This window comes from Caballeronia cordobensis (assembly GCF_001544575.2).
In the GTDB taxonomy this organism is placed as follows: Bacteria; Pseudomonadota; Gammaproteobacteria; order Burkholderiales; family Burkholderiaceae; genus Caballeronia; species Caballeronia cordobensis.
In genome coordinates, this window is the sequence record NZ_FCNY02000014.1 from 44817 (window position 1) to 64770 (window position 19954).

13 protein-coding genes and 1 pseudogene are annotated in these 19954 nt (G+C 57.9%); 3 read left to right on the plus strand and 11 right to left on the minus strand.

Features of this window, described 5'->3' with window-relative positions:
• The first annotated feature begins 2 nt into the window (after positions 1 to 2).
• Together AWB70_RS25095 and AWB70_RS25100 are read left to right on the plus strand one after the other, a co-directional pair.
• Positions 3 to 302: a TFIIB-type zinc ribbon-containing protein gene (locus tag AWB70_RS25095; RefSeq protein WP_053568237.1), complete on the plus strand. Its 300-nt coding sequence runs from the start codon at positions 3 to 5 to the stop codon at positions 300 to 302.
• 70 nt (positions 303 to 372) lie between these two features.
• Positions 373 to 879, plus strand: a complete 507-nt coding sequence (locus AWB70_RS25100) for a CBS domain-containing protein (RefSeq protein WP_053568236.1) — start codon at positions 373 to 375, stop codon at positions 877 to 879.
• A 16-nt stretch (positions 880 to 895) separates the two neighbouring features.
• Here AWB70_RS25100 and AWB70_RS25105 read toward each other — a convergent pair whose 3' ends face one another.
• From AWB70_RS25105 to AWB70_RS25140, 8 genes are all read right to left on the minus strand, one after another.
• On the minus strand, positions 896 to 2287 hold the full coding sequence (locus AWB70_RS25105; RefSeq protein WP_053568235.1) for a glycosyltransferase family 9 protein: 1392 nt from the start codon (positions 2285 to 2287) through the stop codon (positions 896 to 898).
• Positions 2288 to 2396: 109 nt separating this feature from the next.
• A complete protein-coding gene (locus tag AWB70_RS25110; protein ID WP_053568276.1) occupies positions 2397 to 3242 on the minus strand; it encodes a DUF3667 domain-containing protein in 846 nt (281 codons plus the stop codon).
• 130 nt (positions 3243 to 3372) lie between these two features.
• Positions 3373 to 5112 (minus strand): ABC transporter substrate-binding protein, encoded by a 1740-nt coding sequence (locus AWB70_RS25115; RefSeq protein ID WP_053568234.1) that lies wholly within the window; start codon positions 5110 to 5112, stop codon positions 3373 to 3375.
• A 103-nt stretch (positions 5113 to 5215) separates the two neighbouring features.
• Positions 5216 to 5497 carry a DUF2160 domain-containing protein gene (locus AWB70_RS25120; protein WP_014191468.1) on the minus strand — a complete coding sequence of 94 codons (282 nt, stop codon included), beginning with the start codon at positions 5495 to 5497 and terminating at the stop codon, positions 5216 to 5218.
• On the minus strand, positions 5497 to 6309 hold the full coding sequence (locus tag AWB70_RS25125) for a carbohydrate ABC transporter permease (protein WP_014191467.1): 813 nt from the start codon (positions 6307 to 6309) through the stop codon (positions 5497 to 5499). The genes AWB70_RS25120 and AWB70_RS25125 overlap by 1 nt, the downstream gene beginning before the upstream one ends.
• Positions 6299 to 7195 (minus strand): carbohydrate ABC transporter permease, encoded by an 897-nt coding sequence (locus AWB70_RS25130; RefSeq protein WP_014191466.1) that lies wholly within the window; start codon positions 7193 to 7195, stop codon positions 6299 to 6301. The genes AWB70_RS25125 and AWB70_RS25130 overlap by 11 nt, the downstream gene beginning before the upstream one ends.
• Positions 7192 to 8316: an ABC transporter ATP-binding protein gene (locus AWB70_RS25135; RefSeq protein ID WP_053568233.1), complete on the minus strand. Its 1125-nt coding sequence runs from the start codon at positions 8314 to 8316 to the stop codon at positions 7192 to 7194. The genes AWB70_RS25130 and AWB70_RS25135 overlap by 4 nt, the downstream gene beginning before the upstream one ends.
• Positions 8303 to 9394 (minus strand): ABC transporter ATP-binding protein, encoded by a 1092-nt coding sequence (locus AWB70_RS25140; RefSeq protein WP_053568232.1) that lies wholly within the window; start codon positions 9392 to 9394, stop codon positions 8303 to 8305. Before AWB70_RS25140 ends, AWB70_RS25135 begins: the two co-directional genes overlap by 14 nt.
• Before the next feature lie 371 nt (positions 9395 to 9765).
• Here AWB70_RS25140 and AWB70_RS25145 point away from each other — a divergent pair, with 371 nt between their 5' ends.
• Positions 9766 to 10470, plus strand: a complete 705-nt coding sequence (locus tag AWB70_RS25145; RefSeq protein ID WP_053568231.1) for a glutathione S-transferase family protein — start codon at positions 9766 to 9768, stop codon at positions 10468 to 10470.
• Positions 10471 to 11147: 677 nt separating this feature from the next.
• Here AWB70_RS25145 and AWB70_RS25155 read toward each other — a convergent pair.
• The 3 genes and pseudogenes from AWB70_RS25155 to AWB70_RS25165 all read right to left on the minus strand — a co-directional run.
• The gene (locus AWB70_RS25155; protein ID WP_063786678.1) at positions 11148 to 13703 is read right to left on the minus strand and encodes an amidohydrolase family protein; all 2556 of its coding nucleotides are present in this window, start codon (positions 13701 to 13703) and stop codon (positions 11148 to 11150) included.
• Entirely contained in the window at positions 13700 to 16378 is a 2679-nt protein-coding gene (locus tag AWB70_RS25160; RefSeq protein WP_053568228.1) for a hypothetical protein, read from the minus strand. Before AWB70_RS25160 ends, AWB70_RS25155 begins: the two co-directional genes overlap by 4 nt.
• A gap of 2948 nt (positions 16379 to 19326) precedes the next feature.
• Positions 19327 to 19657: pseudogene (locus AWB70_RS25165) on the minus strand (DUF2958 domain-containing protein); the annotation flags it as partial.
• Between the last annotated feature and the right edge of the window lie 297 nt (positions 19658 to 19954).

The following is a 19954-nucleotide window of genomic DNA, read 5'->3' on the forward strand; positions in this document are numbered from 1 at the left end:
ACATGAAATGCCCCGTGTGCCCCGCGACGGATCTGCTGATGACCGTGCGCGAGGGCATCGAAATCGACTATTGCCCGCAATGCCGCGGTGTGTGGCTCGACCGCGGCGAGCTCGATCAGATCGTGCGACGCGCCGCGCAGGCGTCCATCGAAGACGTGCAGGCCGCCGAGCGCGACGCGTATCGCGAGCGCGAACACCGGCCGCAACGTCACGGCGACCATCGCTACGGCGATTCGCGCGGCAGGCACGAGCATCCGCGGCGCAAAAAATCCTTCCTCGGCGACCTGTTCGATTTCGATTGAACGCACCGCCGCGCGCTTCATCGACGCGCTTTTCGATACGCAACTGAAAACAGCACACGGAGAACGGCAAATGGCAACGGTGAAACAAGTCTTGAAGGCGAAGAGCGACGCGGCGGTTCATACGATCGACGCCGAGGCGAGCGTCTATGAAGCGGTCGCGCTGATGTCGAGAGCGGAGGTCGGCGCGCTCGTCGTCACGGTGGGCGGCGCGGTGTGCGGCATCGTCACGGAGCGCGATTACGCGCGCAAAGTGATCTTGCAGGACAAGGCTTCGCGCACGACCACGGTATGCGAAATCATGACCGCGCCGATTATGTCCGTGAGTCTCAGGACGAGCGCCGACGAATGCATGGCGATGATGACGCAGCAGCGCATCCGTCATCTGCCGGTGATCGAGGGCGGGCGGCTCGTCGGCATGATTTCGATCGGCGACATGGTGCGGCATCTGATCGAGGAGCAGCAATTCGCCATCGACCAGCTCGAAACCTATGTGCGCGGCGCGCATTCCGAACTGCCGACCTGTGCGCTCACGCGTCGCAGCGCGATTCCGCAAACACTCGCGGCGCGCTTCGCCTGAAGCCCGAGTCGGCGATTCAGCCGGGAAGGGCGGCGGCGGCGAGTCGCTGCCGCAGCTTGCGCACGACATCGTCCCAGTCGCCCATGCGGCTGGCGCGGACCAGGCGCATCGACGCGTACCACGGCGTGCGATGCAAATCGCGCTCGTAGCGCCAGTCGGCCACCTGATTGAGGAACGTGTACGCGGGTTTGCCGAGTGCGCCGGCGAAGTGGGACAGACCGCCGTCGTTGCCGACGAACGCATCGAGCCGGTCGATAAGACTGATGCTCTGCGCGAAGGTGAAATCGGGCGGCAGCGTCGTGAAGCGCTCGAAATCCGCCGAGCGCGGATCGCTCAGCCAGCGCTTGTACTCGTAGCCGCGCTGCATGATGACCCAGTGTATGTCTTCGGCGGCGTTGAAGAGCGGGTCGAGGTCCGCGAGACGCAGGCTGCGGTTGGCGAAGTTGTTCGCCGATTCGCACGACGACCAGAAGATGCCGATGCAGCGCCGTCCGCGCGCGCGGCGCCGGATATCGTCGACGATGGCATCGGCCGCGCGGGGATCGGCCGGCTCGATATGGCGCGCCGATGACGCGTAGCCGAGCACGGGAAACAGCGCGGTGAAGAGAGCGAACGGATCGCTCCACTGTGTGCTGCCGGGCGCCACGATGAAGCCGGCTGCGCGCAGGGCTTCGGCGTATTTCGCCTGTTCGGGCTCGGGCATGGTGAGTCGATAGTTCCGCTCGGCGTTATCGGCATACGAGATCTGCACGCCGAGCGCCTGAAGCGCGCCGGCGTAGCGCACCCAGTTCACCTGATCGCCGAAACCCGACGCGATCAACGCGATATTCAGGTGTGCGGGGAGAACGCGTTGCCCGCACCAGTATTGTTCGACATCGACGTGCGGAAACAGCACGCGCCGCGCTTCGTGCGACGACCAGTAGCGGTGCATCTGTTCGACGCCGCTTGCGATTCCGTTGAGCCGCATCGCGCTGCGTGCCTGATGATGGCCGAGCACGTAAGTCGAATGAGCGTCGAGGCCTTCGGCGCTCAGTTCCAGCACACGCTCGTCCTCGCCGACGTAATGCCAGCCGTAGACGCGCCAGAGAAAGGCGGGCAGCGGCGCGCTCGCCGGCTTGCTCGCGTGATACTCGATCATGCTGAGCGCGACGTCCTTGAGGCCGAGATGCGCGCACGCGTCGCACAGGCAATGAATCTGAAACTTGAAGGTGTCCGAGAGCCGGGTGATGTAGCAGCAGATATCGAGCGCCCGCAGGAAGTCTCCCGCGCGCAGGTGCGTGACCGCGCGCCAGTGCCAATGCTCGGGATCATGTCCGTCTTGCGCGTTGCGTTCGTCGAGGAAGCGGAAGCATGCCTCGATTTCACCTGCGTAGAGTTTGGCCGGAAGCTGGTCGTAGTTTTCGATCATTGGTTCGGAATGTTGAACAAAGATTTGAAAACACGATGGTGTTTGGAAGAATCGTGCGCGGGCGGGCTTGAGGTTGATTATAGGCGTCGAGCGTCCTTAGATTCGGTCCTTACACCGTGTATAGCGTGATCAGGAAAATAGCGAATCGATAGGCTACGACGATGACGCCAGCGGCTAGCGCCATAGCGCCTGAAGTAATGAGCCGAGCCACGCCGTATGAGCCGAACACAGGCTTTAAAGCAAAGTATAGGTACGCCCCACAGACACCAAGATTGATGATCGAAAGAATCTTGTCGACGATGGGCGAATCGAGTCCGAGGCCACCCAGACGGACCTCGATGGCCGCGACCGCTAGCGCGAGTGAAAACAACAACAGCAAAAATGCATAGAGATGGAGCGAGAAATAAACAAACGCGACAAAGGGTTTTCGCGTGCGTAGAAGGGCAATCCAGAGTAACAAAGAGAATGGGACCACCATAAGAATGATGAGCGATTTCGCATTGAGCACGGCCGCGCGGTCGAAAGTAGCGGTGTACCGGGGAAGGTCCGTGCCGAGTTTCGCCAGGCGCTCGGCTACTAACGACTGCGCGAGCGGACTCCAGTCCTGATGATGAAGATGGGATTGGAGTGTCGAGCCGAAGACTTGCGTGTCAGTCAGCGACTGCATCGCGAAAAAAATCGCATTCGAGATTAGAAACAGTTGGAATGGCGCGACATAAGGCATCCGCTTTCCGTGCAGATGCGCGACTGTCAACTCGCCCGGATGACGTAGCAAAACACTGATTGTGCGAAGAAGTCGCCCGTCAATGCTCGTCGCTGCATGCAGGATCTTTGCTCCGATGCCGCGCAATGTCAGGTCGGGCGGCCGAAGCGGGCTCTCTCCGCACATCGGACAGAACGGCGTGGTGACATGGATGGCACAGGTCGGACATGTCCATGCTTCGGTTTCAGACATTATTCCCCCGATGGACTGCTTGTACAGGTGGACTGGTTCCAGCCGCATGCCGAAAGTAAAGCAACACATAAAAAAGGCGGCACTATCAAGCGCCGCCGATTCATAAGAGCGCCGAACGCCGTCAGAAAGGCTACCGCACCTTGCCCGCCTTCCAGGCCGACAGCAGTTGCTCATACTTCACTGTTTCGCCCTTCGGTTTTTCGTTGGCGAGCTTCTTCCACGGCGCGTGCTGGTCGGACAGCCACTTGGACGGATCGCTTTGCGCATTGAGCTCCGGCGCGCAAACCTTCATCCCGGCCCGCTGCAAACGGGACAACACCTGGTCCATTTCTTTTGCGAGATTGTCCATTGCGGCCTGCGGCGTTTTCTCGCCTGCGACAGCGGTGCCGACGTTCTTCCACCAGAGTTGCGCCATCTTCGGATAGTCGGGCACGTTGTTGCCGGTCGGCGTCCACGCGACGCGCGCCGGGCTGCGATAGAACTCGATCAAGCCGCCGTACTTGTCGGCGTTTTTCGTGAAGTAGTCGCTATGAATGTCGGAGTCGCGAATGAACGTGAGACCGACGATCGACTTCTTGAGCGACACGCTCTTCGACGTCACGAATTGCGCATATAGCCACGCGGCGGCTCGCTGATTCGGCGGCGTCGACTTGAAGAACGTCCACGAGCCCACGTCCTGATAGCCGTTTTGCATGCCGTCCTTCCAGTACGCGCCGTGCGGGGAAGGTGCCATGCGCCACTTCGGCGTGCCGTCTGCATTCGTGACGTTGCCCGGCTTGAGCATCGACGCCGTGAACGCGGTGTACCAGAACACCTGTTGCGCGATCCGGCCTTGCGCGGGCACAGGGCCGGCCTCGCTGAAGGTCATGCCCGACGCTTCCGGCGGGGCGTATTTCTTGAGCCAGTCGATGTATTTGGTCGTCGCGTAGACTGCTGCCGGGCTGTTGGTGCCGCCGCCGCGCGACACCGAGGCGCCTACCGGATGACAGCCGTCAGGCGTCACGCGAATGCCCCATTCGTCGACGGGCATGCCGTTCGGAATCCCTTTGTCGGCTGCGCCCGCCATGGAAAGCCATGCGTCCGTGAAGCGCCAGCCGAGCGAGGGGTCCTTCTTGCCGTAGTCCATATGACCGAAAACTTTCTCTCCGTCGATGTTCTTCACATCGTTCGTAAAGAATTCGGCGATGTCTTCATACGCGGACCAGTTGACCGGCACGCCGAGATCGTAGCCGTATTTCGCCTTGAACTTGTCCTGCAAGTCCTTGCGTGCGAACCAGTCCGCGCGGAACCAGTAAAGGTTCGCGAACTGCTGGTCGGGAAGCTGATAGAGCTTTTTGTCGGGCGCGGTCGTAAAACTCGTGCCGATAAAGTCTTTAATGTCGAGACCGGGGTTCGTATATTCCTTGCCTTCGCCCGCCATGTAATCGGATAGCGGCACGATGACGCCATAGCGATAGTGCGTGCCGATCAGGTCCGAGTCCGAGATCCAGCCGTCGTAAATGCTTTGCCCGGATTGCATGGAGGTCTGCAATTTCTCGACGACGTCGCCTTCCTGAATGATGTCGTGCTTCACCTGAATGCCGGTGATTTCACTAAACGCGGCGGCAAGCGTTTTGGATTCGTAGGTATGCGTGTCGATGGTTTCCGACACGACATGAACCTCCTTGACGCCTTGCGATTTGAGTTTTGCCGCGGTGTCGATGAACCATTTCATCTCGTCCATCTGCTGCTGTTTCGAAAGCGTGCTGGGTTGAAACTCGCTGTCCACCCATTTCTGCGCCTCGGGCGTGCCCGCCCGAGCCTGATTTGCGAAGGTGCCTGACACGATGCTTGCCAATGCCAGCGCGACGATCCGTCTCCTCTGATGCATGGTCTTCTCCTGTGTCTTCCGTGCCCCTTCGATCTTGTCGGCGCCCGCTGGGGGCCATCAGCGGAACCGGCACTTATCAGTCTTCATTGCAAGCGTTTGCTCTTTAGCCCTTCCACATGATCGCGAGCACGACCAGCACGGAGGCTGCGAAGCCCGGCCACGAACTCGAACCCTCGGCGCTGATGGCGAGCCACGCGAGATTGACATACGCGGCAGCCAACAGGCCGATGAACAGGCGATCGCCGCGAGTCGTTGCGATAGGCAGAAAGCCCTTGCGTTCATGAGTGGGCGAGCGCAGTTCCCATACCGTCATGCCGCACAGCATGACGACGATGCAGCCGAAGAAGATCGCCACCTCGGGCGTCCAGTACATCCAGGTGAACATCACACTCTCCCCATCGCGAAGCCCTTCGCGATGTAGTTGCGCACGAAGTAGATCACCAGCGCGCCGGGTACGATCGTCAGCACGCCCGCCGCCGACAGCACGCCCCAGTCCATGCCGGCCGCCGACACGGTCCGCGTCATCACGGCAGCGATAGGTTTCGCGTTGACCGAAGTCAGCGTGCGCGCGAGCAGCAGTTCGACCCAGCTGAACATGAAGCAGAAAAACGCCGTGACGCCGACGCCCGACTTGATGAGCGGCAGGAAGATTTTCACGAAGAAAGCGGGAAACGTATAACCGTCGATGTACGCGGTTTCGTCTATTTCTCGCGAGACGCCCGACATGAAGCCTTCGAGAATCCACACGGCAAGAGGCACGTTGAACAGCATGTGCGCGAGTGCGACGGCAATGTACGTGTCGGTCAAACCGACGCTCGAATAGAGCTGGAAAAACGGCAGCAAAAATACGGCGGGCGGCGTCATGCGGTTGGTGAGCAGCCAGAAGAACATGTGCTTGTCGCCGAGAAAGCGATATCGTGAGAACGCGTATGCGGCAGGCAGCGCGACCAGCACCGACATCACCGTGTTCATCAGCACGTAGATGATCGAATTGATGTAGCCCCAGTACCACGAAGGATCGGTGAAGATCACCTTGTAGTTGTCGAACGTCACGTGCTGCGGCAGCGTGGCGAACGTCGACATGGTCTCCTCGTTCGTGCGCAGGGAGATCGACAACATCCAGTAAAGCGGAATCAGCGCGAACAGCATATAGACGACGAGCATCAACGTCCGCATCCAGCGGCGCTTATCCTGCATGGTCGTCTCCTTGCGCGGCGGGTCCACCTTTGCCTACGCGGCTCATCCAGTTGTAGAGAATGAAGCACAGCAGCAGAATGATCAGGAAATAGATCAGCGAGAAAGCCGCAGCCGGGCCGAGATCGAACTGACCGACCGCTTTTTGCGTCAGATACTGACTGAGGAATGTCGTGGAATCGCCGGGACCACCGCCTGTCAGCACGAACGGCTCGGTGTAGATCATGAAGCTGTCCATGAAGCGCAGCAGCACGGCGATCATCAGCACGCCGCGCATCTTCGGCAATTCGATGTAGCGGAATACCGCAAAGCGGCTTGCGCCGTCTATTTCCGCGGCCTGATAGAAGGCGTCCGGAATCGCGCGCAAGCCCGCATAGCACAGCAGCGCGACGAGCGGGGTCCAGTGCCAGATGTCCATCACCAGCACGGTGATCCATGCCGCCGTGGGACTCGCCGTGTAGTTGTAGTCGAAGCCAAGACTATTGAGCCAGTAGCCGAGCAGTCCGATATCCGGGCGCCCGAAGATCTGCCAGATCGTGCCCACCACGTTCCACGGAATCAGCAACGGCATGGCAAGCACGATGAGTGTGGCCGATGCGCGCCATCCCGAAGCCGGCATCGAGAGTGCGAGGCCCACGCCCAATGGAATCTCGAACAGCAGTACGCACGCGGAGAAAATGACCTGTCTGCCGAGCGCCTCGCGCAAATCCGGATCGGTCATGATGTTGCGAAACCACTCCGTACCGACGAACACATGCTGCGTCGGGCCGATGATGTCCTGCACCGAATAGTTCACCACCGTCATCAGCGGCAGGATCGCAGAGAACGCGACGCAGATGAACACCGGAACGACCAGCAGCCATGCCTTCTGATTGACGGGCTTGTTCATCGCGCGGCCCCTTCGAAGATGCGCGTTTCGATTCGTTCGTCGTTGCAGAAGTACACGGTTTCAGGCGCAACGAGATGCAGCCACGCGGGTCCGTCGACAATCCGCAGATGCGGTTCGAGCCTCGCATTGAAAACATGGCCGTCGCATTGCAAGGTAACCAGTTGATAGTTGCCGAGCTGCTGCGCGCGCAGCACCCGCGCGTGCACCGCGCCGGCGCCTCCTTCCTGCGAGAGGCGGACGAACTCCGGGCGAATCCCCAGTTTGAGCGCGCCTTTGGTCTGCTGATGCGCGTCCCGTAGCGTTGCCAGCGTGCCGGCGTCGAGCGGCAGGCGCTGCGAGCCGATTGTTGCGCCGTCGGCGTCAAGCTCGATCGGACAAAGGTTCATGCCCGGGCTGCCGATGAAGTAGCCAACGAACGCGTGGTCCGGCCGCAGAAAAAGCGCATCGGCGCCTCCCTTCTGAACGACGCGGCCATTGGTCATGACCACGACTTCATCGGCGAAAGTCAGCGCTTCTACCTGATCGTGCGTCACGTAGATCAGCGTGAGCTTGAGTTGCTGGTGGATCTTCTTCAACTGGCGGCGCAGCATCCACTTCATCGCGGGGTCGATCACCGTCAACGGTTCGTCGAAGAGGATCGCCGCGACGTCCTTGCGCACGAGGCCGCGCCCGAGCGAGATCTTCTGCTTGGCGTCGGCGGCCAGATTGCTCGCCTTGAGCGGCAGGTCGCGCGTCATATCGAGGATATCCGCGACTTCGTGCACGCGCTTCGTGACCTCGGCCGCTGACAACTTGCGATTGCGCAACGGAAACGCGAGGTTATCGAACACGGTCATCGTGTCGTAGACCACGGGGAACTGGAACACCTGGGCGATGTTGCGCTGACGTGCGCCGAGCGCCGTCACGTCGCGTCCGTCGAACAACACCTGGCCCTCCGACGGCTTGACGAGCCCCGAAACGATATTCAGCAGCGTGGTCTTGCCGCAACCCGATGGCCCGAGCAACGCATAAGCGCCGCCGTCGTCCCAGACCATGCTCATGGGTTGAAGCGCGTAGTCGTCGACCGTCGCGGGATTCGGTCTGTACGCGTGTGCGAGATTTCTAAACTCAATGCACGCCATGCGCTGCCTCCGGGCTGGACACCAGTTGGCTTTCTGCGCCGAACACAAACAGTTCTTCAGGGTCGATGAAAACGTCGAGCTGCGTGCCGAGCTCGATCTGATGCACGCCCTGCAACTGCGCAACCAGGTTGACCGCGCCGGTCAGCGTGCGCAAGTGCAGGTACGTTTCGGAGCCGCTCAGTTCCGCGAGTTCGAGCCGGCACGGAACGGCGATCGCATGAGAGGCCTTCGCGTGAAGACGCAGATGCCCCGGCCGGATGCCGATGCGGCACGCGCCGTTCACAGCGGCACCGTGCCGGACTGGCACCTCCACGCCGATCGGCAGACGCGCGCGGCCGTTGGCGCAGTCGCTCGTCAGCATGTTCATCGGCGGGTCGTTGAAAATGGCCGCGGCCGCGACGTTGACCGGTGCGTTATAGACGTCGAGCGTGGGACCGAACTGCAAAACCTGGCCTTTATCGACGATCGCCGTATGGCCGCCCAGCAGTAACGCTTCGAGAGGTTCGGTCGTCGCGTAGACGACGGTGGTGTTGCCGTCAGCGAAAAGCGTCGCCAGTTCCATGCGCAATTCCTCGCGCAGCTTGTAATCGAGATTGACGAGCGGTTCGTCGAGCAGCACCAGCGACGTACGCTTCACGAGTGCACGTGCGAGCGCGCAGCGCTGCTGCTGGCCGCCTGACAGTTCGCCCGGCCGCCGCTCCAGCAAATGATCGATATGCAGTTTGGCTGCGACTTCCCGCACGCGCCGGCGGATTTCATCAGGATCGGTCTTTTGCAGGCGCAAAGGCGAGGCGATGTTTTCGAAGACCGTCATCGCCGGGTAGTTGATGAACTGCTGATAGACCATCGCGAGATTGCGCTGGCGCACGCTGACGCCGGTCACGTTCTGGCCGTCGACGAGCACTCGGCCTTCGTTCGGCCTGTCGAGACCCGCCATCACGCGCATCAGCGTGGTTTTACCGGCCTGCGTGGGTCCGAGAAGCACATTGATGGCGCCTGGGACGAGGCGCAAATCCACGCCGTACAAATACGGTTGCCCGCCAGAAACGACACTGACTCGCTCCAGTTCCAGGACCAAATCGCTCTCCTTTGCGGCGTGCGCGACGCCAGTCGCAGAGGCGGCGCTTCAAGGTGGCGTCAATTGGGTTTCGCATGGATTACGTGCTGCAGTCAAAATGTCCCTTTTGTTGGTTTGCGTTTAAATCGGGGTAAACCTTACGACAGGATGAAATGGGCAAAATGTGGGTTAGCGGGTGGAGAAAGTTCGGCAGGAGATAGGTTGAAATGTAATGTTGGCTTCATTTTCAGCAATCGGCAGTGAGGCTCGTGCGAGTGCACCGGCGTTAGTGCTTCCTTACGCCAGCATTAGCCCTTCCGATTCGCTTCTGCGCATAGAAATCGTCCGATCTAGAATGGCGCGACATCGGCCACGACACAGAGACCATCCCCATGATCGAGTTTTACTTTCACCCGACGCCCAATCCCGCGAAGATCGCGCTCTTCCTCGAAGAATCGGGGCTGCCATATGAATTGAGGCCGGTGGACATCAGCAAGGGCGAGCAGCATTCGGCCGGGTTCCGCGCGATCAACCCGAACGGCAAGGTGCCCGCCATCGTGGACAGGGAAGGGCCGGGCGGCAAGCCGGCTGTTGTGTTCGACTCCACCGCGATCCTTCTTTATCTTGCGGAGAAGACGGGTGAGTTCGCCGGCGCGCCGGAAGATCGCCCGGAGCTTCTTTCGTGGTTGATGTTCGTAGCGAGTGGGCTCGGACCGTATTCCGGGCAGGCGGTGCACTTTCAGTACGCGGCGCCGGAAGGGCTCGACTATGCGGTGAATCGTTATCGGCGGGAGGCGGATCGTCACTATCAGGTTTTGAACGACAGGCTCAAGGGCCGCGAATACATCGTGGCCGACAGCTATACGATCGCGGACATGTCCGCGTGGGGCTGGCTCGATCGGGCATCGCGCGTGTTCAAGTCGAGCGAGGATCCGCTCGGGCCATATCCGGAACTCAAGCGCTGGTTTGCGAAGATCGATGCGCGGCCGGCCGTCGAACGTGCGCGCGCTGTGAATAAGAAGCATGCGTTCAAGACGGTCAACGACGATGAGACGAAGCGTGCGTTGTTCCCGTCTAACTATCCGAAGACGGTTTGAGAGAAGGGGACGTGCGGCGTGCCGCGTTCGCGTGTGGTTCTCGACTCGCCGCTCAAAGCCTATGCCGATCCCAAGTCGGCTTAGACCAAAGATGTTCCATCCGCCACCGTCGTCGCAAGTTTCTACAAATGGCTGTCGACGTGGAATGGGCTGGGGCAGGTGATTGTCCTGGAGAACGAGGAGGTCGAGCCCGCCACTGCCGCAACCTTGAACCCCACGGTTTTCACGCGCATACGTGAATATGGTAGGTACGGCTTCTACCCTCTGCGTGACGACGCACGTACCCAACCGCCTCTCGGCGGCGCCGAGGCGCAGGGTTATCCTGACCCGACCGAGGATTCTGAGGCGTCCTCCTAGCAGTTCATTGCTTCCGCTCGCGTTGCACAATGCCACCAAATTCTTCTGCGGTCCGGGCCGCCACTGCGGGTATCTTCCGGCTGTAACTGTTGAGGATCACGATGAGAGGTGGTGAACCGCGAGCGACAGGTTTTGGTGAATGGCACCCATCGATTCTGAGTTCTCATCGACCGCAGACAGTCTGACACGTACAACTTTAAAGTGGTTTGCCGACTGCTAGAGCGGCGACCGGCAGCATAAGCACTGCACGCAACGACACCACAAATCGTCGTTTGATCTTCACCGGTTCGCCGTCTTAGCTGGCTGGGGTTAGATTAAGGCTAACTCAAGCTTCTTTCGTGAAAGCGGTATTTACGCCCACGCTCGTTCAGCGGCGCGAGATACTCAAGGGAAATGGTGTCGCTTAGTGATTGATTTCTTAGAGCTGAGTAAAGCTGGTAGAACTCTCCGTCTAGATTGCCGGCAAATATCCCGGGATCGTCCGATCCTAGCGATACCATAATTTCGGGATCTCCATCCATAACAAACCCCGGCACTCGCATCCAGCGCAGTGAATGATGCTCCAAAAAAGTCTGATACTGGCTAATTCTTACATTGCTAGACGGGAGCGTTTCAACGATCACCCCTCGCTCGGCTACTTTTCGCATCAGGGATTGTTGAAGCTGAACGTATGTAGATGCCGTAAAGTAAGAGGAGCTTACCTCGATTGTTTCCTCGGTCCGCGCCCATATTTCACGATTGCTCAGCCATTCCCACAATAAATCGACGTCGCGCCGATTGCTTTGCTTGGCATTGTGCACTAACTCTGCTTCGATCCTCCAATTATCGTTTAATGACGACGATTGCCAGTTCCAGGAATTATCGCGAGATGCCTTAATGAAATAGGGATTTAAATGACGAAGACCCATCGCTCGTTCGAGCGCCGCGCAACTAATGTCGTCTTGGAAGACGATGCTAGAGATCTTGAGTAAGTCGGTGGAAACTCGATCAGCAAGTACATCAGATCCGGGAACCGACCTTAAGAGCTGCCATGCAGCTAGCAGATCGATCATCCAGTCACCTCGACGAACGACCATCGTTCTCGGCATCCTGTCTATCCAGAGTTGAGGAGAAATACCCATTGCAGTTCCATGACCGATCCGGTCGCCGTCCCGAAGGTCGAGCAGTGTCAGTGCATCATTGATGTTGCGCAAGCCTGCAAGCAAGTGCGGAAAATCTTCACCAACATGGTAGCTTCTCCGCGATAGCCCAGCGCGCTGACAAACTCGAAAACAGCTCGCGAAGACCTCGGGAGGCGCATCCAATTCGTTGGCCGCCGCATCGATGCCTCTAATCCACGTCTTAAGCCGCGGCCATCTCGACAACGTAGCGAGCAGTGCTGTGGCGCTGCGCCTCAATTCAGCGCGTTGTCTGAAGAACCGGTATGGACCCGCCTTGTGGACTGGACTTGCAGACCATGGCCTCTTGATAAAGTGCGCTACAAGAGCAAGCCGATGATGACGCCGATCACGCGCGGGGCGACTTACAAATTCTTCATCGAGTTCGCGTAGGAGAGCGTTAAGTGACGTTGTCCCACCGGTGTAAGGAGGTCGCGTTGTCCAGTCGTTGCGAAGGTATCGCTTGTAGCCGAAAAGAATCTGGTGGAGGATTTTGGCATTTTTGTCGATAGTTGATTTCGGTGCAAACCGGCCTTCTAGGTATCCGGTCCGACTAAATCCCCGATTGTCCCCGTGCATCATTATAAATCGATTGAGATATGTCGTCTCCGCCGGTTCGCGGAGATCGGTGTAGGTCAGTTTCTGAAATTGATCAAAGCCGAACTGTTCCTCGCTTTGAACAAGAAGCCTGTAGTACTGATTTTGAAGTAACAGATAGCAATGCAGCATGCGCTCAATGCATACATCGGGCCTGAGTGCGAGCCGTCGCAGAACCAACTCGATCCATCGGACTTCATCAACCGCTCGCGTCGCAGAGGAAAGCTCAAGCGACGCGTCGCGTGCAGGCGGCGCCGATCTCTCGATTAGCGGAAACTCACAAAATTCAGTGTAGCGTGTCGGTAGGTTCATTCCTCCCGGAACGCTGTCCGTCGCGAGTGCCACTAACCATTGTCTTAGATGCCGCGCCGCAACGAGCTGCCGATAGAGTTCTGCGGGTGTTAGCGTCGGATTGACGGCATGGGCGAGTTCTCGAATTCGAGCCGCCTCTTGGCTGGACCTTGCAATCCATTTGTTACTAAAGTCGCGTGTCTCAGCCTTCGGCGCGATGAGTGCACGCAGCCAGCACTGCTCTGCGTGGGTGCTTCCGTTGAGATGCAGGTGAGTTTCATGCAGGCCTTCTCGTGCGATGTAGTCCTCGACCACGGCGTCTATGGGTAGCAGAATCGGCTGCAGTTCCCGTCGCCAGCCACCGCTGCGAAAATCTGCCGCGGATTCTGCATGAATTTCGTGCGAACGGTGGGCATCCATGGATCTATGGTTTGCCCAAAGGCTACCCAAAACAGGCAAGCCGCTCATGCGACTCAAGACGCTTTGTTGCCACGGCCCGAATTTGGAGCGCTTAACCGTTGCGTGACCGTGACGAAGCTGAAGAAATTCGTCAGACAATGCTTTCAGTGACGCCAGGAGCAAGCAGTGTTCGCCGATACTGCCGACTCGCTGGCTTAAGTGCCGCCATGAGCTTTCGAATACGTGGTCAGGAAATCGAGAAGCCCATGGCCGATATCCCAGATACACCGCTTCACGCAGCTCAGAACTGCTGATGTCATCCGAAAACATCGACCGGGTCACAAGGTCTAGAACCAGATGATTCGAGAGCAAAGTAGCAGAAATCAGAGCGATTACGCTACTGGTATCGCCATTCGCGATTTCTTCGTTCATGGTATGGAAATGTGTTCGACAAGATCCCAGGTCTCACTGTCGCAAAGCATTTCGTGAATCCTAGTATGCGTGCTTCTGCGCTCTTCCTCCTCGTGCATCCCCATGATGGTTTTACGTAGATTGTGATGTGTCATCTGCATTTCGGTCCTTGCAAGCTTCGCGATACCATCTGCATATCTTCGTTCCGCGTTCAGTAGACCAAGAATAAGCGGGCATGTGACGATCAAGGCGGTGAGAGGGGTTTGTGTGCGGTTGACTGCTTGATGCTTCAGCTTTGTTACGAACGTATCAGGTGATGTGAGCGGGTTGGTCCGATCGATAGACCTGAGTTTTTCATACGATGCCATATTGGTGTGCAGATGATGCTCCAGCTCCTCAACCAAAAATGCGTTAACCACGCACAACGCAAAGAGCTCCATCAGGCTCGCCGCGCCGACCTTTCCCCGCCTATCAATCGAGACTTTTTCAAGGCTGAAATACAGGCGCGTCCAAATCTTCCCGATGAAAACCGAGGACGGCGAGATTGAACCCTTCAGATCTTGAATATCCCTCAACCAGTTGAGAGTATTTCTACTCAGTTCTGAAAGCGCGCTGTAACCTGTTGGCACATCGGGCCCAGACTCTTCAGACCTGTGCGAGTGATAGTCCTTTTCACTAACTTCGTCGACTGCCCTGAGGGGATATTCCTCTTCCCATTCTGGGCGTGAAATGCTAAGCGCCGGATAGGGTTTCGAAAGAATACCAAGTACGCTCTTTAAATTAAGATCGCTCTCTCGCAAGGAGAGCAATCGCTCAATGATCCCCAATATGTTGAATATAGAGGCAAGCGTTAACTTAGCGATTCCAGAAACGTCGATCAAACTCAGTGCGAAAACAGGCTGCGGCTTTTTTTGTTCACGAAGAGCTTCGAGTTGATGCGAAACAGTCTCGAATGTTCGGCCCCTTTCTGTCGCTCGGAACGTTGGCTCTCGCTTGCAGAGGCCAATCACGCCAAATCGGACGGTTGGAGCATCGAAATTCACCAGAAATGGACTGGAAAGGATAACCGCAGCATGTCTCGCCCAGTTCAGAGAGTCTTCCTTTCGTCCAATTCCGACATATTTCTTAAAAAGCTTTAATCGATCCGACTCGCCGAGCCGCGTACGATTTCGCGCGGACATCGTTTGGCCATAGAGAGCGACGCTTCCGGGTCCGGCCAGCATATACTGAATGACCGAGCTCGGGCTTCCAGCGCAGAACGCAGCGACATCCGCGGAGAGCGACGCGAAACTATTACGAAGACCTGGATCACTGGGCTGAGGACGCAAGTAAGCGGCTGTATCGACGTCGCCCTCTCGAACGGCAAGGTCGAACACGGCTTCGATCAAGGCGGGCAACTCTCGCGCCGCAATGGCATCAACATCGACGCCAAACTTGTAAAGACTCCCAAGTGCGACCGATCTCAGGGCTTCGCACACGGCGTCTGAGAGCTCCGTAGACCACTCGGTCGCTGGTCTGCGTCCATTGTCTCGTTGGCTCAGGTGCCCTGCGACCTTCGAGAGCAGTTGAAGTACCGATCTTAGAGGCTGTTTGAGCAGAAATTCTCGATATAGAGCAATGTCACGAGAACTGCGAATGCGAAGGCTTTGCTGGACCGTTTCAGCGATTACAGAGTCTACGTCTCGTTCTTCGAGCCAAGAGTTGCTGACTAGTTTGTATCGAACGGTTGACTTTTTCCGGGTTTCACTATCGCCTATCAAGTTCCAAAGTGGTCTGAGCTGAATGCGTCGCCTGATAGGAAAAAGCTTGAGCAGATACTGGTCCTCGAGGTGATCAAGCATTCGAATGCGCTGAGACACGCGCTGCTCATCGAGATCGTCTTTCTTGCTATTTCGATGGAGCATGCCTGAAAACATGTCCCGTACCTGAAGCGAATACAACTCTAGATCTCCGGTTACCAGGATGATCAGCTTTGGCATGTCTAGGTATTTCCTGATACATTCGAGGACGCTGCGGGCATGTTCCGTATAGGTATCCGCATCGTCGAACGCCAGGATCAACGCATTGACGTTCAAAAGGCTGCACGCCGAATCTATGACGTTATGTAGATCGGAGCGCAGATCTTCGCTGTGGCCGGCACGCTCCAGACCCCAGTCAAGGAAAAGCTCGGCATCCACGTCCTGCAGAGGATTGTGGCCAGGAGCCAGCAAACTTAGACCTCCTGCCAACTTTCGGAAGAAGTCACGAAAACTAGCGAGATGACGATCTTCGTTCAACGTGAAGTTGCTGCGTGCGGTCTTGTCGACCTCTCGTTTCAACGCTTTCAGCACATGAAGTAACACGACTTCATTGCTTTCGACACGGCTGGGGTCGATATGGGCGAGCGGCGCAATCTTGAGGCCTTCCTCTCGCAGATCCTTCGAAAGACCTTTGAATGCTGACTTCAGAAATGTAGATTTGCCCGCGCCGCGGGTACCGTCGATGAAATAGACGAGACCGCTTCCTGCTGGATAGCCGTCCAACCAGTCTTGCCTGAGAATCCTCTTTAGGTCGCGATCGATTTCGCTCTTCAGTGCATCGTAGCGATCCAATTGAATGAGCTGGTTCGTTTCAACTTGATTGTTGTCGTCACTGCGATCAAGGTCAATTTCAATTATTGTTGACGTATTCGACGATGATTTGCTTGTTAAAGCCATGGAGATTCCGCGGAAATTGTGCTAGTTTTTCGACTCGTCTAAGGGCGCGCCGATTACATGATCTTAGCGTACATGGGCAAAGCTGGGAAAGGCGCGCGGATAAACTCGCCGATCCAAATCCCTCGAACGTCAGGGAGAGCCGACCTGCTGTGGCTTTGATTTCCGGACGCTAATGCACGGCACCCTTCGCACGATTGGGCACCAGAAAGCAACTATTGAGAACGCTTTGGGGCGCTCCGACCTACACCGGGTAGCGCCTTGGTTCTGCCGCGCTCTCGAAGTTTGCGGTAACTGGACTGGTTACCCGACCAGCGAGCCGCAAGCTTCGGAGAAGCGGCTTTTTTATTGGCAAGCGATAGTGTTTGGTACAACGGAGCCACCCGGCCATTCTAGTCATTGAGTGCGATCGTTGGATGGATGCAGCGATCGAAAGGTGCGAATTCAAGGCTTCAAAACAGCTCGAAGGATGCCTGCCGTATTCTGCATAGATATGTCGGTATCCAAAGAATACTGATCCAAGGCATGAGGGCAAGACGTCTCGACTCGCAGTGTTCGTGCGTTTGCCAGCGCCAGCGCCTCATTGGACGAGAGTGCTATAGCTGCGAAAATTCCGCGCCCATTTTTGTCGGGCTGCCATCGGACCGCTCGTGCAATGATGGCTCTTCTTTCGTCCAGTAACCAACCAAACATTTGCTCGACCATCGGTGGACGACAAGGCATCCACACCTTCGACAATGCTGCTTGCGAACCGATTGTGGAATTCGCCTCGGATCAGCAGCACTGGCCCTGTGGAAGTCTGGGTAAGCAAAAGTTGTGTGACGTTCGCGTCATCACCTTGAGCGGTGGGCTGGCTGACCAGGACCGATCAACACGCCGTCAGGCCCTGCTTGGAGGTTCCATGCATGAAGAATCTGTGTTGGGTTGTCCAAGCGAAGACTCTTCACTTCGTTCGTATTGAGCCAATAAATTTTCTCAGCTGGCACAAGCGATGCCAAATCAAGGATACGCCCCGAGATTCCCATTCCTTCGAGATAGTCCGCAATCTGCACGACTGCTACCTGAGTAGCGCTATCGCCGATCTGCCCGGACCGGCCCGAGAACTGATGTATTCCGACCCGTGAGCGGTCCTCCACACTTCGATTCATGCCACCGGCGAATGACAAGACACACGCAGAAGCGCAGATAGCTCCATTGTCGCGAAATGCGTCAGATCGCGAATTATCTCTTTTTGTATAGTCTGAAGCCAAACAGGTGTCTAACTTCATATTTCGAATACTTTGCCGAGCTTGATGCCACCGACAAGATCTCCACCGGGACTGTCGCAGCACACGCGCGTGTAGTCCGCTAGATGCTCTTTATCTAAGTAAGACGATTTGCGATGTTCGTAACGAACGATCGCAGAGATTCCGCCGTATCAGCCTTGGCGATCCCGTGCGCCAAGATTGTAGGCGCGCAGAAGCTAGCGTTGCCAGCGCAAGGGGAGAAAACGGAGAACGACATCTCTCCATAGGACTTTAGGGGCGCCGCCGCATTCGCGTGGGTCACCAAGACCGGATTTGCAGTGGCGAACAGCCATACGCACACTGTAGCAAATAGCTTCATGATGTAACCTCCTATCGCGTTAGGGCGTTAACGGCAAATACAGTAGTAACTTGAGGCGATTGACGCCACGCGCGAGTTGATCGAGGGCTGGGGACTTCGAGCGGTCTTTGGCGCCGAGCGAGGTACCGCTTTTGATCGAAAGCAATGCTCATTCAATGACGGCGCTATTCACGTTATGAGCAGTCACAGACCGTTCTCGATGAAGCGTGACTCAGAAGCGTCGAGGCTATGTCATCGGAGGCTGGAAGCGGCCATTGAGTTACTTGGCGCGCCAAGCACTCGGTCATTTGCAAAACGGACCTGTTTGGTTGGCGCACGCGACCGGGCAGGCGCGACTGGCAGAAAGCGACGCTTATCCTGTTTTAGACCTACCGAAATCCGAAGATCGGCAACGGTCGTGGGCCGGCACGCCCGGCCGATTGGCAAACGATCGCTGCCGCTCCGGGGGGGGGGGCGACGCGGGTCAGTCGAGATTCGAGAGGCCGAGGACGTCGAATCTTTGCTTTGGCGGATGCCGGAAGGAGCCGTGCAATGTCAATCGCGTCCGGACGCTCGTAGAAGGCTCCCAGCCTGCCACGAACCGTTGCTTTCGCATCGAGGTAAGCCTGAGACACGCTAAGGAGGAACGACGCCGACAATTCGTCAAATATGGAATAAAGCCGGACTCGGCCGCGGTAAGCGCCTCCGTATAGTGAGAATCCAAGACCGCTTGAACGTTGTGTTGGAGCATGGTTGCATCGGATGCTATGCCTCCGCGGCGGCCCAGCCCATCGCGTTCCGCTCTAGCGTCGGCGGCAATTGCGGCATAAGACGCAATGCCCGAACGCGGCGCTAGCGGCCTGGTGCGTAATGGCATCCTTCAGTAGTGACTTCAGCCAGTTAGTCGGAGCGCGGCACCGGCGAACGGAAAGCGAAACGAGTTGCAAGTTGCATGGCGCCTCCTGACAAAAAAGGATTTGCTGTTCATCGCAACCGGATTCCAAGATTCGGAGCCCGTCTTTCGGCTGGCCGGTGCGGTCGGCGCGAAATACCCGCGGCCTCGTCACCACCGTCATTCTTGAGTTCATCACCCGCGACGGTCAGGAGCACGCGGGCGAGCGCCGTCGAGGAGACAAGGGCGGGGTATGCGGCCCGCAGACGCAGACGCAGCCGAGGACGCGGCCGAGGACGCGGCCCTGCGCGCCTTGACAACGCATGGCCGTGAGATACAGTCGCGGACAAGGGGATAAGGTCAGGGAAGACGTTTCGACGCAACGGCCGTCCCCGTGTGCCGTCCGCACGCAAGCGAAGCGCGCAGGCCCGGATCTCGGAATGCCGGCCGGCGTCAGCAATGGAGCCCGGAGGTCTCACCACCGGCGCTGTCGGAGCGCTCCGCGACGCCCCGCGCTGGGTTGGACGAGGATCCGCCCTGCCAGCCGCGCATCGCGCGTGTAGGTGCTCAGTTTCTCCCCCCGAAAGTGCAAGTGGCGCTCGATCGGCAGGACGAGTCGCCCGCGGACGGTCGTCAGCCTCCGCAAACTGACCCAGGCGAGTTCGGGCATCCTCACGCACAAGTCGCACAAGCCGAGGGCGTGGCCGTCGGAGGCGATCTCGGTCAGCGGCCAGTTCATGCCGGCGTCCGGCTTGAACGCCGGAGCCGGATCCAAAGTCCGGGTCCTCAAGTGAGTCGCGGCCGTTGGCCTCAGCGCGGCGCGGTCACCGTCGGAAGCCGTCCATGATGCTAACTTCCAAGGCAGTCTCCTCCAATGTCGGCTACGGCCCAGGAGCAGCAAAGATCCCGCGAACCATCCGACGCCGCCTGAAACTCCCTCTTAACGGCCTGGAAGTCCAACAGACAGTTGACGGTCGATACGGCAAATCCCCGATCCCAGAATCGCTTAACCACCTTCACGATCCCACACACCCGCCAACGCGCCATCACGCTGACGCAGCACACGCTACGCGCAAGCGCCGCCGCGACCCAACGTGTCCGCA

Bases quoted from the DNA above. Each gene is read 5' to 3' on its own strand.
- AWB70_RS25115 (WP_053568234.1), bottom strand. From the start codon at position 5,112: ATGCATCAGAGGAGACGGATCGTCGCGCTGGCATTGGCAAGCATCGTG.
- AWB70_RS25145 (WP_053568231.1), top strand. From the start codon at position 9,766: ATGATCGAGTTTTACTTTCACCCGACGCCCAATCCCGCGAAGATCGCG.
- AWB70_RS25095 (WP_053568237.1), top strand. From the start codon at position 3: ATGAAATGCCCCGTGTGCCCCGCGACGGATCTGCTGATGACCGTGCGC.
- AWB70_RS25125 (WP_014191467.1), bottom strand. From the start codon at position 6,309: ATGCAGGATAAGCGCCGCTGGATGCGGACGTTGATGCTCGTCGTCTAT.
- AWB70_RS25100 (WP_053568236.1), top strand. From the start codon at position 373: ATGGCAACGGTGAAACAAGTCTTGAAGGCGAAGAGCGACGCGGCGGTT.
- AWB70_RS25130 (WP_014191466.1), bottom strand. From the start codon at position 7,195: ATGAACAAGCCCGTCAATCAGAAGGCATGGCTGCTGGTCGTTCCGGTG.
- AWB70_RS25160 (WP_053568228.1), bottom strand. From the start codon at position 16,378: ATGGCTTTAACAAGCAAATCATCGTCGAATACGTCAACAATAATTGAA.
- AWB70_RS25120 (WP_014191468.1), bottom strand. From the start codon at position 5,497: ATGTTCACCTGGATGTACTGGACGCCCGAGGTGGCGATCTTCTTCGGC.
- AWB70_RS25135 (WP_053568233.1), bottom strand. From the start codon at position 8,316: ATGGCGTGCATTGAGTTTAGAAATCTCGCACACGCGTACAGACCGAAT.
- AWB70_RS25110 (WP_053568276.1), bottom strand. From the start codon at position 3,242: ATGTCTGAAACCGAAGCATGGACATGTCCGACCTGTGCCATCCATGTC.
- AWB70_RS25105 (WP_053568235.1), bottom strand. From the start codon at position 2,287: ATGATCGAAAACTACGACCAGCTTCCGGCCAAACTCTACGCAGGTGAA.
- AWB70_RS25155 (WP_063786678.1), bottom strand. From the start codon at position 13,703: ATGAACGAAGAAATCGCGAATGGCGATACCAGTAGCGTAATCGCTCTG.